Annotated in this window: 10 protein-coding genes, 1 tRNA gene and 2 pseudogenes; 9 read left to right on the forward strand and 4 right to left on the reverse strand. The window is 71.8% G+C overall.

What is annotated here, in order from left to right; genetic code table 11:
* The first annotated feature begins 481 nt into the window (after nucleotides 1-481).
* Nucleotides 482-2,110 (forward strand): NlpC/P60 family protein, encoded by a 1,629-nt coding sequence (locus tag ACFYXC_RS07240; protein ID WP_389547922.1) that lies wholly within the window; start codon nucleotides 482-484, stop codon nucleotides 2,108-2,110.
* Nucleotides 2,111-2,171: 61 nt separating this feature from the next.
* On the opposite strand, the pseudogene ACFYXC_RS07245 reads toward ACFYXC_RS07240, so the two are convergent.
* Nucleotides 2,172-3,209: pseudogene (locus tag ACFYXC_RS07245) on the reverse strand (RNA polymerase sigma factor); the annotation flags it as partial.
* Between the two features lie 531 nt (nucleotides 3,210-3,740).
* On the opposite strand from ACFYXC_RS07245, the gene ACFYXC_RS07250 reads away from it, so the two are divergent.
* Nucleotides 3,741-5,213, forward strand: coding sequence for a beta-1,6-galactanase (locus tag ACFYXC_RS07250; protein WP_389547925.1), 1,473 nt, complete (start codon nucleotides 3,741-3,743; stop codon nucleotides 5,211-5,213).
* Between the two features lie 134 nt (nucleotides 5,214-5,347).
* Here the strand turns inward: ACFYXC_RS07250 and ACFYXC_RS07255 are convergent, their stop codons facing one another.
* Genes ACFYXC_RS07255 through ACFYXC_RS07265 form a run of 3 tightly spaced genes read right to left on the reverse strand, consistent with a single transcriptional unit; the run spans nucleotide 5,348 to nucleotide 8,918 of the window.
* Entirely contained in the window at nucleotides 5,348-6,253 is a 906-nt protein-coding gene (locus ACFYXC_RS07255) for an amidohydrolase family protein (protein WP_389547928.1), read from the reverse strand.
* A complete protein-coding gene (locus ACFYXC_RS07260) occupies nucleotides 6,250-7,911 on the reverse strand; it encodes an aromatic amino acid lyase (protein WP_389547931.1) in 1,662 nt (553 codons plus the stop codon). Before ACFYXC_RS07260 ends, ACFYXC_RS07255 begins: the two co-directional genes overlap by 4 nt.
* Complete coding sequence (locus tag ACFYXC_RS07265; RefSeq protein WP_388905251.1) at nucleotides 7,908-8,918, reverse strand: ornithine cyclodeaminase family protein; 1,011 nt, start codon at nucleotides 8,916-8,918, stop codon at nucleotides 7,908-7,910. The genes ACFYXC_RS07260 and ACFYXC_RS07265 overlap by 4 nt, the downstream gene beginning before the upstream one ends.
* 119 nt (nucleotides 8,919-9,037) lie before the next feature.
* Between ACFYXC_RS07265 and ACFYXC_RS07270 the strand changes: the two are divergent.
* The 7 genes and pseudogenes from ACFYXC_RS07270 to ACFYXC_RS07300 form a co-directional block, all read left to right on the forward strand.
* Nucleotides 9,038-10,183 (forward strand): annotated as a pseudogene (locus ACFYXC_RS07270) (ABC transporter ATP-binding protein); the annotation flags it as partial.
* Nucleotides 10,184-10,875: 692 nt separating this feature from the next.
* Entirely contained in the window at nucleotides 10,876-11,541 is a 666-nt protein-coding gene (locus ACFYXC_RS07275) for an ABC transporter permease (protein WP_388905253.1), read from the forward strand.
* Nucleotides 11,538-12,227 carry an ABC transporter permease gene (locus ACFYXC_RS07280; RefSeq protein ID WP_388905254.1) on the forward strand — a complete coding sequence of 230 codons (690 nt, stop codon included), beginning with the start codon at nucleotides 11,538-11,540 and terminating at the stop codon, nucleotides 12,225-12,227. The genes ACFYXC_RS07275 and ACFYXC_RS07280 overlap by 4 nt, the downstream gene beginning before the upstream one ends.
* Before the next feature lie 97 nt (nucleotides 12,228-12,324).
* Nucleotides 12,325-13,266, forward strand: a complete 942-nt coding sequence (locus ACFYXC_RS07285) for an ABC transporter substrate-binding protein (protein ID WP_389547936.1) — start codon at nucleotides 12,325-12,327, stop codon at nucleotides 13,264-13,266.
* Nucleotides 13,267-13,363: 97 nt separating this feature from the next.
* A complete protein-coding gene (locus ACFYXC_RS07290) occupies nucleotides 13,364-14,302 on the forward strand; it encodes a MurR/RpiR family transcriptional regulator (protein WP_389547939.1) in 939 nt (312 codons plus the stop codon).
* Nucleotides 14,303-14,413: 111 nt separating this feature from the next.
* Nucleotides 14,414-14,487 (forward strand) — tRNA-Pro (locus ACFYXC_RS07295).
* 395 nt (nucleotides 14,488-14,882) lie between these two features.
* Nucleotides 14,883-15,929, forward strand: coding sequence for a LacI family DNA-binding transcriptional regulator (locus ACFYXC_RS07300; RefSeq protein ID WP_389547941.1), 1,047 nt, complete (start codon nucleotides 14,883-14,885; stop codon nucleotides 15,927-15,929).
* Nucleotides 15,930-15,971 lie beyond the last annotated feature (42 nt).

The raw sequence follows: 15,971 nt of genomic DNA on the forward strand, positions 1-15,971 counted from the left end.
CGACGGGAGCGGGGCCTTCGCGGGCGGACACCTGTGAAGGCCCGCCGGCCCCTGTGGAGGTTCTGGATGTGCGCCGAGTGACGGGTCGGTCGCGGTGTGGTGGTCGAAACGGCTTTGTCTGCGTTGGGCACGACGAAGGTCACATTTACATATCGGACACTTCGCACATCAATCTTCACGTGAGGCACACATGTTGGCTAGGTTGACGGGCAGGCCGTACGACTCCCTCCGGTGAACCCCGCCGGGTCGCGCGGCCTCCGCCGAATCCGGCAGGCCCGTACGGCAGCCGGAGCCGGAGGTCCTGTCGACTTCTCGGGTGAGACGGCCCAACCGCCCAGCGGGCAACGGCCGCTGGGCACGCCTTCCGACGACCGTCCGCCCGGACCCGACAGCCGACCCGGCAGGCGGTGCACGGAAGGAGTCGTCTCCCATCGCGCCGGAACGAACGCCGCGCCCCGGAGGCACCAGCCTCCCCGGCGGTATGTCCCGCTCCGCCCTCGTGAAGGCGGCCCCCACCTCCGTGGACCAGTTCTCCCGGAACGGCACCTCCACCCCCGCCTCCCCGAGGGGGGACGAGCCGAGCCGTGAGGAGGTCCAGCGGCGGATCACCGACCTCTACGACCGGGTCGAGAGCGCCACCGGGAACTTCAACGTGACCCGGGCGATGTCCGCGGTGACCCGGGACACGGCCAGGCCGGCGTCCGGGGAGAGGCGGACGTCCGGAGACAGGCCGAGGTCCGGAAGCAGGCCGGCGCCCGGCGACAGGACCGGACGCGGCGGGTCCACCACGGCATCCGCCCCGCTCCCGGACGTCGCGAAGCAGTGGTTCGACGTGGGCCGCGCGCAGTTGGGTCCCGTCTTCCCGGCGGTGCTGCCGCCCGACCGGATGCCGGACCGCGGCACGGCCGGGTCCCGGCCCGCCGAGTCCGGCGGACGCCCGGGCGGCCGTGCCCTGGAGGCGCCGGACAAGCCCGTCCTGGAACTGACCGCCGGCCCGGCCGCCGGAGGTTCCGCCGGGCCCGTCGCGGAGCTGACCGCGGGCCCCGCCGGGTCGACCGCGGGATCCGTCGCCGCGCTGCCGGCCGTACCGGCGCAGCGCGGGGCGTCCGGCAGGGCCCGGCCCGGTCCGGCCGCCGAGCCGTCACAGGCGTCGTTGCGGACGTCCAAGCAGCGCAACCAGCGGAAGCTGGGCCGGGCCCGGGAGCTCCTGGCCGACCACGTCGCCCGGCGCGGCGCACCCGTCGCGGCGATCGCGCCCCCGCCGGCCGAGACCGCCTGGCGCCCCTCCGCGGAGCCGGTTCATCCCCTGACCGGGACGGACTCCTGGCAGCAGCCGTCCATCGGCGCGGGCCCCGACCTGTACGCGCCCAGTACTCCGTACACCGGGACGGACCTGCGCCCGGGCACCGACCTGCGCGTGGGCACGGACATGTACGCCGCCACGGGGACGTACCCCGGTACGGACCTGTACGCCGGTACGGGCACCTACTCCGGTCTCCCCGACCCGCTCGCCGTCACCCCGGACTTGCTCGCCGTCACCCCGAACCCCGGCGGCGGCATGTACCCCGGCACCGACCAGTACACCGGCACAGGTCTCTACATCGACGCGGGCACGCCCATCGCCGCGGGAGTCGCCGCCGACATGCAGGCTGCTGCGCTCTCCGGTCCGGTGGTGACCACTCCGCTGGTGACCACTCCGATGCAGACCCACCCCGTGGTGACCGCCTCCGGGTACGGTGACCCCGGTTACGGCGGAAAGGGCGCCAGGGCCGCCGAGTTCGCCCGCGGACAGCTCGGCAAGCCGTGCGTCTGGGGTGCGATGGGGCCGGGCTCGTACGACTGCTCCAGTCTCACCCAGGCCGCCTGGAAGGCCGCCGGCGTCGTCCTCCCGCGGTCCGTCCAGGACCAGGCGACCGCGGGCACGATGGTTCCCGTCTCCGACATCCGTCTCGGTGACCTGGTCCTCTTCGACGGGCCCGTCGGACACGTCGGCATCTACACCGGCAACGGCATGATGGTCCACGCGCCGAGCCCGGGGGCGGCCATCCGCGAGGAGTCGATCCACTGGGCCGGGGAGTCGGCGATCCACAGCGTGGTACGACCCGCCTGACCCGGCGTCATGAGACGGCAGCGGCGGCCGGGGCGGGACCGGCCCCGCCGCCGGCCGCGGCTCAGCCGAAGCCCACGTAGTCCTGCAGTGCCCGCGCGCGGGACGGGTGACGCAGCTTGGACATGGTCTTGGACTCGATCTGGCGGATGCGCTCGCGAGTGACCCCGTAGACCTGCCCGATCTCCTCCAGGGTCTTGGCCTGGCCGTCCAGCAGCCCGTACCGCAGGGTGATGATGCCTGCCTCGCGCGGAGTCATGTGGGAGAGCACGGTCTGGATGGCGTCCTTGAGGAGACGGAACGTCACCGCGTCGAAGGGGGTGACGCTTTCGCTGTCCTCGATCACGTCACCCAGTTCGGTGCTGCCTTCCTCACCCAGAGGCATGTGCAGTGAGACGGGTTCCTTGATGTATCCGTCGAGTTCCACGATCTTCGCGACCGGGAGATCCAATTGTTCCGCGAGCTGTTCCATGGTGGGTTCGACTCCCAGTTCCTGGAACAATTCGCGGCGCAGCCTGGCCACTTTGTTGATCGCTTCCACCGCGTGGACCGGAATGCGGATGGTACGGCTCTGATCGGCCAGGGCACGGGAAATCGCCTGCCTGATCCACCAGGTCGCATAGGTCGAGAACTTGAATCCTTTGACGTAGTCGAACTTCTCGACGGCGCGGATCAGCCCGGTGTTGCCCTCCTGGACCAGGTCCAGGAACGTGAGCCCGCGCCGCGTGTAGCGCTTGGCTATGGACACGACCAGACGCAGGTTCGCCTCGGTGAGATGGGACTTCGCCCGGTCGCCGTCCTCGGCGAGCGCCGCCAGCTCCCGCCGGAACAGCGGGTCCAGGCCGGGTTCCTCCGCCAGCCGCCACCGGGCGAACAGGCCGGCCTCGATCCGTCTGGCGAGGTCCACTTCCTGCTCGGCGGTGAGGAGGCGGACCCGGCTGATCACCTTCAGATAGTCCCGTACCTGATCGATCGTGGCGCCGTCGGAGGTGAGTACGGGTTCCGGGCCGTCGGACTCGTCGTCCGGAGGCGGCGGAAGTGTCCGCCGGTCCTGTGGATCTGTCTCCATCGCACTCAGCATCTCTTCCCGCGCCTCGGTCCCCGCGCACACTCGGGCAATGTCGACCAGGACCACCGGGCCCCAGGAAAACGTCGATTCTCGTCATTCCTCTTTCTGTAACGTCCCATAAAGGTACACCCGCCCGGGCGAAGGACGGCGGGCCCGGATTCTCGAAAGATTCAGGTGCTGCGCGGCATGTTCCGGGACGTTCCGAGGTGAAAAGCCTGACCGGACGTCTTCGCCGGACGCGGACGTCCGTCCGGCCGCGCCCGCGAGCACCGCGGTCCCGTAACGCCGTTACTGCTGTCACTGCTGTGCCGTTCGCCGAGACATCCGGGCGGATCGCACGTACTACTGGACGGTCACCGTCACCAGCCCGCAGGAGGAGAGCGGCATCTCGGGGCGGGTGGCGGCGACCTTCGGCCCGGCCGGCCCGGTGACTCGGATCCGGTGGCCGCGCAGGGCCCTCCTGTTCGCAACTATCGAAAGAGAAAGCGCTGTCATGCGCCTCGACAACCGCTGGAGGCCGCCCCATCCTTCAACCAGGTTGGCATGAGCGTGACAGGAGACTTCATGATCAAGCGCAGATCGGTGCTGGCGGCGGCGGGCGGCACGCTGCTGGGCAGTGCGCTCGCCACGGGCACGGCGCGGGCCGACGCGACCGTCGCGGTCGATCCCGGTACCACCTACGGACGCTGGGAGGGCTGGGGCACCTCTCTCGCCTGGTGGGCCAACGTGTTCGGCGCGCGTGACGACTTCGCCGACCTCTTCTTCACCACCAGGTCCGTGGCGTACGGCGGTCGGATCCTGCCGGGCCTCGGCATGAACATCGCCCGCTACAACCTCGGCGCGTGCAGCCCCAACAGCGTGGGGGGCCAGAGCATGGTCGCCTCGCCCAACATCCCGGCGTTCAAGCAGATCGAGGGCTACTGGCAGGACTGGAACAACGAGGACCCCACCTCTTCGACCTGGGACTGGACGGCCGACGCCAACCAGCGCGCCGCCCTGGTCAAGGCGGTCGGGCGCGGCGCCGTCACCGAGCTGTTCGCCAACTCGCCCATGTGGTGGATGTGCCTCAACCACAACCCGTCCGGCGCGTCCGGCGGCGGCAACAACCTCCAGTCCTGGAACCACCGCCAGCACGCCTCCCACCTGGCCGCCGTCGCCCTGTACGCGAAGAACAACTGGGGCGTGAACTTCGCGACCGTCGACCCGTTCAACGAGCCCTCGTCCAGCTGGTGGACCGCCACGGGCACACAGGAGGGCTGCCACATGGACGCCTCCGTCCAGGCGGCCGTCCTTCCCCATCTGCGCAGCGAGCTGGACAAGCGCGGTCTGTCCGGCATCCGGATCTCGGCGTCCGACGAGACGAGCTACGACCTGGCCCGTACGACCTGGAACTCCTTCGGGGCGTCCACCAGGGCGCTGATCAGCCAGGTCAACGTGCACGGCTACCAGGGCTCGGGCGGCCGCCGCGACCTCCTCCACGCCGATGTCGTCACGACGGCCGGCAAGAAGCTGTGGAACTCCGAGACAGGTGACAGCGACGGCACCGGGCTCACCCTGGCGAACAACCTGTGCACGGACTTCCGCTGGCTGCACCCGACCGCCTGGGTCTACTGGCAGGTGATGGACCCCTCCACCGGCTGGGCCATGATCGCGTACGACCAGAACACCCTGCAGCCGACCACCGTGCAGACCAAGTACTACGTGATGGCCCAGTTCAGCCGCCACATCCGGCCGGGCATGACCGTGCTCGGCACGGGAGCCGGATACGCCGTCGCGGCCCATGACGCGGCGCAGCGGCGCCTGGTCGTCGTGGCGGTCAACTCCGGCGCCGCGCAGACCCTCACCTTCGACCTCTCCCGCTTCGGCCAGGTCACCGGCGGCACCGGCGGACTCGTACGACGCTGGAGCACGCTGACCTCCGGCGGCGGGGACCTCTACACCGCCCGCTCGGACACCTACCTGAACGGCAAGAGCCTGAGCGTGCCGTTCGCCGCCGCCTCCGTGCAGACCTTCGAGATCGACGGGGTCGCCGTGTGAGCGCCGGCAGGCGATGACCAGGGCGGTGGTGCCGTCGCCCCGAGGGCGGGTGTCCCAGATCCGGGACACCCGCCTTCGCGTGTCCCGGTACGGATCGCCGGGAACTCCGTGCCGTCTCGCCGGGGCTCCGACCGTCAGCTGTCGCCGGTCAGCAGGCGTCTCGGGTTGGCTATGCGGAAGGCGTAGGCCGCGGCGCCGCCCAGGCCGTGGCCGGGGGTCCGCGGGGGTTCCGCGTAGGGGCGGTCCGAGCCCTGGACGAGCGCGGCGGTGCCCAGGACACGGACGACCGCCTCGACGCCGCGCGGACCGTACGATGAGGTCTCGACGAACACGTCCGGATCGACCTCCTTGCGGCCCTCCGCCCCGCCCCTCGCCGCGAAGCGTTCGCCGTGCAGCGGTGCGAGACCCGCCAGCAGCGCGAAGCACACCCGCAGCCGAGGATGGCGCGGCCTCCCGAACGCCCGGAACGCGAACCAGGCGGCGTGCATCTGCTGCACGTACGGCACCATCGCGGGCCACCAGCCGGGCCGCGGGGCCGCGTCGGCGGCGGGACCCGGGTGGACGAACAGGGGCAGGCCGCGTGCCTCCAGCAGGTCGAGCAACGGGGCGCACCGCCCGTAACCGACCGCGTCGGCCAGCGCGTCCGCCGGGAGCTGGAGCCCGGCGAAGCCGCGGTCCAGGTACCCGGCCGTCACCTCGGCGTCGATGTCGCGGACACAGGCGGCGGCCCAGGCGCCGAACGGCCGGGGCAGCGCCGCCGCGTCCTCGTGGTACGCGTCGAGCAGCGGGCGCGCCTCCCCGGACGGCAGCCACTCCACGCCGAGCGGGGAGGACAGCGAGACCAGTGCCCGGCCGAGGCCGTCGGCGACCGCCAGTTCGGCCCGCCGCGCCGGATCGTGATCGGCGCGGGAGACCTCGTAGGGCGGCTCACCCGCGGTGTGCAGGGTCCAGCCGTCGAGGAACGGCGGCTCGGCGCGCGCTCGCAGGGCCGCGACGAACGAGTCGGTCCACAGATGCTGGTGTACGTCGACGCTGGTCACGAAGCTCCTTCCGTCAGGGCGCGCAGCGCGCTTCGTACCTCGTCGGACCCCAGGACGTCCTCACTCACCCGGTCCACGTCCGCCCCGGAGGGACGGTCGTCGTCCAGGGGCGGGACGAGGGTGCGGACGGCCCGGTGCACGAGGGCCGGCCCGTGCCCGAGGGCGGCGGGCGCGGCCAGGTCGACGGCCTGCGCGGCGGCCACGGCCTCCACGGCGAGCAGCTGCCGCAGCCGGACGAGCATCGTCGACAGGCGCCGCGCCCCGAGCGCCGCGTTGGTCGAGTCGTCCTCGACCCCGGCCGCGCCGTGCCGGGGGTCGGTGCTCACCGGCGCCGACAGCAGGCGGATCTCGGCGACCAGCGCCTGCGCCGTCTTGGCCAGGGGCGCGAAGCCCGAACGCTCCGGGCCGTAGGGGGAGAGGTTGGCGGGCAGCCCGCTCAGCCGGGGGTCGAGCAGCCGCCGCATGCGTTCCGCGGAGAGGGCCGCGGTCTGCGTCAGCGCCAGCGCGAGGGTGTCGAGGGCCAGGGCGAGGGCGGGGGTGTGGAAGTTGCCGGAGGAGAGGATCTCACCGGCGATCTCATCCGTGTCTGTACCGGTGTCCGGATTCGGCGCCTGATACGGATCTGTGCCGGGCAGGACCACCGGGTTGTCGCCGCTGCCGTTGAGCTCGGGATACAGGGCCGCGCCGGCGAAGTCGAGCGCGGCGTGCAGCGCACCGTGCACCTGGGCCGCGCAGCGCAGACTGATCGGATCCTGGACGCGGCGCGCGTGCCGGGGGCCGGTGAGGTCGCCGCCGGCCAGGAGCGCGAGCAGTTCCGCCGCGGCCCGGGACTGCCCGGGTGCCGGACGCAGCCCCAGCACCCGGGCGTCCAGCGGGCCGGTGTTCGCGCGGAAGCCCTCGAAGGTGAGTGCCGTGACCGCCTGGGCCAGGGTGAGGACGGTGGCCGCCTCGTGCAGGACGAGGCCCCCGTGGCCGGCGGCCAGCGGACTGGCGCTGCACAGCACGTGCCCGTCCTTCGGGCCCAGCCCGGCGGGGGCCAGCCCGGCCCGCCGCAGGGCCTCCGCACCGTCGAGCACCTCGCCGGAGAGTTCGGCGCGGCCCTCGCCGATGACGACGAGGCCGACATGGGCCATCTGGTTGAGGTCCGAGGCGCCGATCGACCCCACCTCGGGAACCAGCGGATGGACGTGGCAGTTGAGCAGGTCGACCAGCAACGGCACGATTCCCGGGCTGATCCCGCTGCCGCCGCCCGCCAGACCGTTGACGCGGGCGGTCAGGGCGGCGCGTACGACGGGGACGGGCAGTGGGTCCCCGACCGCGTTGGCCCGGCCGCGTACCGTCCGCACACTGAACCGCGCGAGCTCCTCGCGCGGCAGCGCGTACGACGAGCGGCTGCCGAGCCCCGTCGTCAGTCCGTACGTCGGCACCTCGCGGTCCACCACGTCGTCCACGACCGCGCGCTCACGCGCCAGCCGGGGAAGCACCTCGTCCGCGAGGACGACCCGGGCCCCGTGCAGGGCGACGGCGGCCACGTCCCGGACGGTCAGCGTGCGTCCGTCGAGGATGATCGGTCCCGGGATCACCGGGGCCGGATCGGGGATCACTGGTTCGGGATCGGGGATCACTGGTTCGGGATCGGCGGGGTAGGGGGCCGTCATGAGAACCGCAGTTTCTGCCCGAGTCCGCGCTCCCCGGCCTTCGCGAGCACGGCCGCGCCCAGGGCGATGTCGGACAGGGACAGGCCGCGGTGCCAGAAGAGAACCGTCTCGTCGTCCCGTTCACGGCCGGGCTTGTCACCGACGACGATCTCGCACAGTTCCGCGTGCAGGGTCGACTCGCTGAGCCGGCCCGACTCGACGTGCGCGCGCAGCGACCCGAAGGGCCCGGACCGGCACTGGCCCCAGTCGTCGACGACGATCTTGTCCATGATGTCGGTGAGATCGATCTCCACCGCGCTCATCGTTCCGTACGGGACGACGAGGGCGCCGGGCGCGATCCACTCGGTCCTCAGCAGGGGCTCGGGCCGTGCCAGGCGGGACGCCTCCACGACGATGTCCGCGCCCTCGACGCACGACCTCCAGTCGTCGGTGACGACCACCGGCTTGCCGAGATCGCGCCGCAGCCGCTCCGCGAACGCCTCGCGGCTCTCCGGGCGGCGCGAGTGGACGCGGATCTCGTCCAGGTCGAAGATCCGGTCGAGCAGGCGGACGTTCCAGTACGAGGTGGCGCGGGCGCCGATGTGACCGAGGACCCTGGAATCGGGCCGGGCCAGGTGCCGGGCCCCCAGCGCGGTGAGCGCGCCCGTGCGCATCTCGGTGATCGCGGTCGCGTCCAGCACGGCCAGTGGCATGCCCGTACGCGGGTCGAAGAGGTTCAGCAGGGCCATCTCGGAGGGCAGACCCGATTTGTAATTGTCGACGTAGTCGCCCACGATCTTGACTCCGGCCATGCCCAGCGGGGCCACATAGCCGCGCAGGACATTGAAGTGGCCGTTGAAGGCGGGGTCGGGTGTGAGATGCACCCGTGGTTCGATGACCGTCTCGCCGCGACCCTGGGCGAGCAGTCCCTGTTCGACGGCGTCGAGCACCTCGGTGTCGGACAGTTCCAGCTGTTCGATGTCCGAACCGTTCAGGAACGTGAACAGAACAGGGTCAAGAGCGGTCATAACGGGCGTCCTCTCACTTTCTTCGGACGAACGTAACGCCCCGTTTACAAAAGGGGATTGACTGTAATTCAGTCACGAACAACTCTGCATGACGATATGCAGTCGGGTAAGGGGCAGCTTTGATCAGATTTGACGCGGTGAGCAAAAACTATCCCAACGGCACGACAGCGGTGGACGGACTGTCCCTGGAGCTGGCCGAGGGCGGCCTCACGGTCCTGGTCGGTCCCTCCGGCTGCGGCAAGACGACGACCCTGCGCATGGTCAACCGCATGGTGGAGCCGTCGGCCGGCACGGTCAGCCTGCGCGGCCAGGACATACGGGAGGTGGCCGCCCCCGAGCTGCGCAGGGGGATCGGCTATGTGATCCAGCACGCCGGGCTCTTCCCGCACCGGACCGTCCTCGACAACGTGGCGACCGTGCCGCTGCTGCTCGGCTGGGGCAAGAAGAAGGCCCGGTCGCGGGCGGCCGAGCTGCTGGAGCTGGTGGGGCTGCCGGCCACGATGGCCAAGCGCTACCCGTACCAGCTCTCCGGCGGGCAGCAGCAGCGTGTCGGGGTGGCCAGGGCGCTGGGCGCGGATCCGCCCGTGCTGCTCATGGACGAGCCGTTCAGCGCGGTCGACCCCATCGTGCGGGGGGAACTGCAGGCGGAGTTCCTCCGACTGCAGAAAGAGCTGCACAAGACGATCGTGTTCGTCACCCATGACATCGACGAGGCGATCAAGCTCGGCGACCACATCGCGGTGTTCCGGACCGGGGGGAAGCTCGCGCAGTTCGACACGCCGGAGCGGTTGCTCGCGCATCCGGCCGACGACTTCGTGGCCGATTTCGTCGGGCAGGACCGGGGCATCCGCCGGCTCTCCTTCGTCCAGGCGTCGGGGCTGCCGCTGCGGGAGGGGCCGGTGCTGCCGGTGACCGCTTCCGTGGCAGCCGCTCGGGGGCTCGACGAGCCCTGGGTGCTCGCCGTCGACGCCGCGCGGCGGCCGCTCGGCTGGGCCGCCGTCGCCGGTCTCCCGGCCGCCGGCACGCTGGCGGACGCGGAGCTCGCTCCGCTCGGCCACACGTTCAGCCTGGTCGGCGACTCGGCCCGGGCCGCCCTCGACGCGGCCCTCCTGTCCCCCTCCCGCCTCGCGGTGGGCGTGGACGCGGAGGGCAGGGTCGCGGGGGTCGCGGACGCGTACGAGCTGTCGGCGGCGATGGGCGGGGCCTCGACGGTCACCGACGCGACCGCCGGTACCCCGAAGACGACGGCCGCACCGCCCGAGGCTCCGACGACCGCAGGCCCCTCGACCGAGGCTCCGACGACCGGCAGCGCGACGGCCGGGGCCCCCGCGGTCGCCGGCCCGACGGCCGGGTCTCGGGCGCCCGCCGACGGGACGGCCGGGGCTCCGGCGACCGGCAGCGCGACGGCCGGGGCCCCCGCGGTCGCCGGCCCGACGGCCGGGGCTCCGGCGCCCGCCGACCGGACAGCCGGGTCTCCGGCGCCCGCCGACGGGACGACCGAGGCTGCGGTCACTGCCGACGGGACGGCCGAGGCGGGCGTCCTGTCCGGCGGGGCGGCAGCAGCCGAGACGCCTGTGGCGACGGCCGGGGCACCCGGAGGAGGGGTAGGCGCTACGGCGCCTGCGGCGGCCGAGGTACCAGAGGCGGGCATACCCACCGAGGCGCCCACCAAGGGCGGGCTTGCCAAGACACCAGAGAAAGCCGGGCCGCCCGACAGGGCGGAAGCCGCGCCGTCGGGCGAGTCGGCCGACGCGGCCGGGACGCCCGGCGCGGGAGAGGGGCCGGGCACGGACGAGTCGCCCGAGGCGGCCGGCGCGGCCGGAACAGACGGGGCTCGTCCCGGCGGTGGTGCGCACGGGGGCGGCGGCTCCGAATCCGGGCAGGGCGGCAGCCAGGCCGGTAGCGGGAGCGCCGGTACCGGGAACGCCGGAGGCGCAGGCGTGGGTGGTGGGGAGCGATGAGGGACGGGGAGCCGCTCATACGGTGGGTGTGGATCGGGGACCATCTCGGTGAGCTGGCCCACTACACCGGAGTCCATCTGCGCCTTGGCCTCCTGCCGGTGCTGTTCGGACTGATCATCTCCGTGCCGCTGGGGATGCTCTGCCACCGCTGGCGGTGGGTCTACCCGCCGACCCTGACCGTGGCCAACGTCCTGTACTCCATCCCGTCGCTGGCCCTGTTCATGATCTTCGTCCGCTACACGGGGCTCACCGAACGCACGGTCATGATCCCGCTCACCCTCTACACGCTGTCGGTGCTCATACCGAACGTCGTGGACGGACTCGCCTCGGTCCCCGACCCGGTCCGGCAGGCGGCCACCGCGATGGGATTCAGTACCGTCCGCCGGGTCGTCCAGGTCGAACTGCCGATCGCCGTGCCCGTCGTCGTCGCCGGTGTCCGCGTCGCCGCCGTCTCCTCCATCAGCCTCGTCGCGGTGGGACAGCTGATCGGACAGGGCGGCCTCGGCTACTACATCACCCGGGGTCTCCAGCTCGACTTCCCGACCCCGATCATCACCGCGACCGTACTGATCATGCTGCTGGCCCTCGTCACCGACGCGCTGCTCGTCCTGGCGCAACGGCTGCTCACACCCTGGGCACGCGGCAAGGGGGCGAAGGCGTGAACGATCTCCTGAACCAGATCGAGCTCGTCGGTGACTGGCTGACGTCGTCCCAGCAGTGGCGCGGCGACGACGGCATCCCGCACCGGCTCGCGGAGCACCTCACCTACAGCGGACTGTCCCTGCTCTTCGCGACACTGATCGGCCTGGCGCTCGGACTGCTGGTCGGGCACACCGGCCGCGGCGCGTTCGCCGTCGCCAGCGTCGCGAACCTCGCACGGGCGATCCCCACCTTCGGCCTGGTCGTCCTCGTCGTGACCCTCGCCGGACTCAGTACCACCCCCGTCCTGGTCGCCCTGGTGGCGCTGGCGGTCCCGCCGATCCTCATCAACACCTTCGAAGGGGTCCGCGGTGTCGACCCCGACGCGCGGGATGCCGCGAAGGGGATGGGCATGACCGGCTGGGAGGTCCTGCTGAAGGTCGAGGTGCCGATGGCACTGCCGTTGATCCTGCTGGGCCTGCGCGTCGCCGCGATCCAGGTGGTGGCCACGGCCACCGTCGCCGCGTACCCCGGTCTCGGCGGCCTGGGCCGCTTCATCGTCGACGGGCTCTCGCGCAACGACTACGAACTGGTCATCGGCGGCTCCGCCGTCGTCGTGGCGCTGGCGCTCGTCGTCCAGGCCGTCTTCACCGCGCTGCGGCGCGCCGTCGTCTCGCCGGGGCTGCGGCCCGCGGCGACCAAGTCCTGAGCCGTACCCGAGACCCGAGCCGTACCCGAGACCCGAGCCGTACCCGAGACCTGAGCAGTACCCGAGACCTGAGCAGTACCTGAGAAAGGGAACATCCATGAAAGCCACATACCGTGCCGCCGCCCTCGGCCTCGTCGCCGCGCTCTCCCTGACCGTGTCGGCCTGCGGAGGCAGCGACGACGGCGACGACAATCCGCTGACAGGCAGCAGCGGCGACAGCGGGGGCGGCAAGTCCATCGTCGTCGGCTCGGCCAACTTCCCGGAGAACCAGCTGCTCGCCGAGATCTACGCCCAGGCCCTGGAGGACAAGGGCCTGAAGGTGACCCGCAAGTTCGACATCGGGGCCCGCGAGGTCTACTACGACCAGGTCGTCAAGGGAGGCATCGGCGTCTTCCCCGAGTACAACGGCGCGCTGCTGTCCGTGGCGGTCGACAAGAAGAGCACCGCCACCAGCACGGAGCAGATCAACGCCGAGCTGAAGGCGAAGCTCCCGAAGTCGGTGGAGATACTCGACTCCGCGGCGGCCGAGGACAAGGACTCGGTCACGGTCACCGCCGAGACCGCCGAGAAGTACAAGCTCAAGACCCTGGCCGACCTGAAGCCGGTCGCGAAGGACCTGACCATCGGCGCCGGCTCGGAGTTCAAGACCCGTACCCAGGGCGGCGTCGGCCTCAAGAGCGTCTACGGCGTGGAGTTCGGCAAGTTCCAGCCCCTGGACGCCGGCGCCCAGAGCACCCTGGTGAAGCTGCTCAAGGACGACAAGGTCCAGGCGGCCAACCTCTACACGACCGACCCCGCCATCGTCGAGGACAAGCTGGTGGTCCTGGAGGACCCGAAGAACCTCTTCTCCTCCCAGAACATCACGCCCCTCGTCTACAAGTCCGCGGTGAACGACAAGGCCAGGTCGGCGCTGAACGCCATCTCGGCCAAGCTCACCACCGAGGACCTGCTGGAGATGATGAAGAAGATCAGCAACGACAAGGAGGACTCCTCCGACGTCGCGAAGGAGTGGCTGTCGGCGGCCGGCCTCGCGAGCTGACCGACACGGCTGTCCGGGACGGGACACCCGGACCGGACGTGACAGGGGCGGACGTGGCAGGGGCGGACGGTTCCGTACGACTGTCTGGAGGGCCGGAGTGAGCGACACGGAGGGAGCCGGCGGCGCCGCCGCGCCGGACGGGACCCAAGGGACCCGCGAGGCGCATGGGACCGCCGCGCCACACGGGACCCAGGGGCCCGCCGCTCCCACCCTGCTGCACCAGCTCTTCGAAGGGCGCCGGCTGACGCCCACCCAGCGCCGTATCGCGCACTGTCTGGTCCGGCGGGCGCCGGCCGCGCCGTTCCTGTCGAGCGTGGAGCTGGCGGAACTGGCGGGGGTCAGCCAGCCGTCGGTGACCCGGTTCGCGGTCGCCCTCGGCTTCGACGGATATCCGGCGCTGCGCAGACACCTGCGCGACGTCGTGCCCACCGGACCGCCGGGGCCGGCCGCGGACACGCGGCCGGCCAACCCCTACCAGCAGGCCGTACGGGCGGAGATCGACAACCTGCTCCAGCTGGCGTCCCTGCTCGCCGACCCGGGGCCGGTGGAGGACGCGGGCCGGCTGCTGGCCGCCTCCCGCCCGCTGCCGGTCCTCGGGCTGCGCGCCTCGGCCGCCCAGGCGCGCGGCTTCGCCTACTTCGCCGCGAAGGTGCACCCCGACGTACGCCTGCTCGACGAGGGCGGCTCGCTGCTCACCGACCGGATCGACGCGGCCCGCCGCGCGGGAGCGAGCGCACTCCTGTGCTTCGCGCTGCCGCGTCACCCGGCCGAGCTCCTGGCCGCGCTCGCCCACGCCAGGGACGCCGGGCTGACCGTGGTCACGATCGCCGACGGTACGTTCGCCCCGGTGGCCGACCACAGCGACGTGCTGCTCCCGGCCGCCGTGGGCACCGGCCTGGTCTTCGACACGGTCGGCGCGCCGATGCTCCTGGGACAGGTCCTCCTGGAGGCGATGTGCGACGGCATGCCCGACGCCCAGGCCCGCTTGGAGGAGTTCGACGCGCGGGCCGCGGCGCGTGGCCTCTTCGTCGAGTGACCGGTCCCGATGCCCGGTCCCGATCCCGGCCCCGGTCGCGGCGGCCTCCTGCGGTCCGGGTGCGGTAAGGTTCACCTGCGTGTTCACGCCGTCCACCACGGCGGGACGCATCGGGACGTGGCGCAGCTTGGTAGCGCACTTGACTGGGGGTCAAGGGGTCGCAGGTTCAAATCCTGTCGTCCCGACGATGTGAAGGGTCTTCGCAGGCGAGAGCCTGCGGGGGCCCTTTTCGCATGCGCCGCGCCCCCGGCCGCTTCGGGTGTTCGTCATCAACGTCCGGTATCTCGTCGGTGGTTCGAGGATTCGGTGCCGCAATCTAGGCCCGCGCCGGAAGCCCGTCAACACCTTTGCCGGACCGGATCGCGGACCCGGGTCGCGGGCCCGTCCCGCGCTTCGTCGCTCTCCGGCCGGCCGCAACCGACCGCGTTCGGCACGTTACTCAAACGTGACGTCCTCCTCCTGTCGGACCTCTTGACCGGCATGAATTGTTAGCGCTCACAATGACCTCCGCAATCACCTGCCGACGCTCAGGCGCGGCACAGGAGACTTTCGGTACACGACCGCCAGGGGAGGTGCGGCCATGGCACAATCCCAGCTGCGGCCGCCCACCATGGCCGATGTCGCGCGACTGGCGGGCGTGTCCCACCAGACGGTCTCCCGTGTGCTGGGGGAGCACCCCAACGTGCGCGACGAGACCCGGGCCAGGGTGCTGCACGCGATCGAGGAGATGGGCTACCGCCGCAACTCCTCGGCGCGGGCCCTGGTCACCCGGCGCACCCGGACCCTGGGTGTGGTCGCCTCGGACACCACCCTCTACGGTCCGGCCAGCACCCTCTTCGCACTGGAGGAGGCGGCACGCGCCGAGGGCTACCTCGTCTCCACCGTCAGTCTGCGCAGGCTGACGGTGGAGAAGCTGTCCGAGGCGCTGGACCACCTCGGCGAGGGCGGGGTGGAGGGGGTCGTCGCCATCGCTCCGCAGCGGTCGGCGGTCGAGGCTCTCGCCGAACTGCGCCACCCGTTCCCGGTGGTGACCGTGGGCAGCGGGCCCGGCGTGGGGATCCCCAGCGTCAACGTGGATCAGCACCTGGGCGCACGGCTGGCCACCGGTCATCTGCTGGCCGCAGGTCACCGCACGGTCTGGCACCTCGCCGGACCCGAGGACTGGCAGGAGGCCGCCGACCGGGCCGCGGGCTGGCGGGCCACCCTCGAAGGGGCGGGTGTGGAGGCGCCGTTGCTCCTGCGCGGCGACTGGAGTCCGCTGTCGGGCTACCGGGCGGGCCAGGAACTGGCCGGCTGGGTGGGCCGGGGACTGACCGCGGTCTTCGTCGCCAACGACCAGATGGCGCTGGGGGTGTTGCGGGCCCTGCGGGAGGCGGGCGTGCGAACTCCCCAGGACGTCGCGGTGGCCGGCTTCGACGACATCCCGGAGTCGGAGTTCTTCGCCCCTCCGCTCACCACCGTCCGGCAGGACTTCGCGGAGGTCGGCAAGCGCAGTATCGCCCTGCTCCTCGACCTGATCGAGGGCAGGGAGCCGTCCGGGGCCCTCCGTATCGCCATCGAGCCCCAACTCGTCGTCCGTGCCAGCACGTTCCCGTACACGTCCGACCAGGGCGCCCCGCCCACCTGACACGACATCCGACAGCCGTTTCCCACACGCCCCCTTTTGACC

The organism is Streptomyces sp. NPDC002701, assembly GCF_042889045.1.
GTDB lineage: Bacteria > Actinomycetota > Actinomycetes > Streptomycetales > Streptomycetaceae > Streptomyces.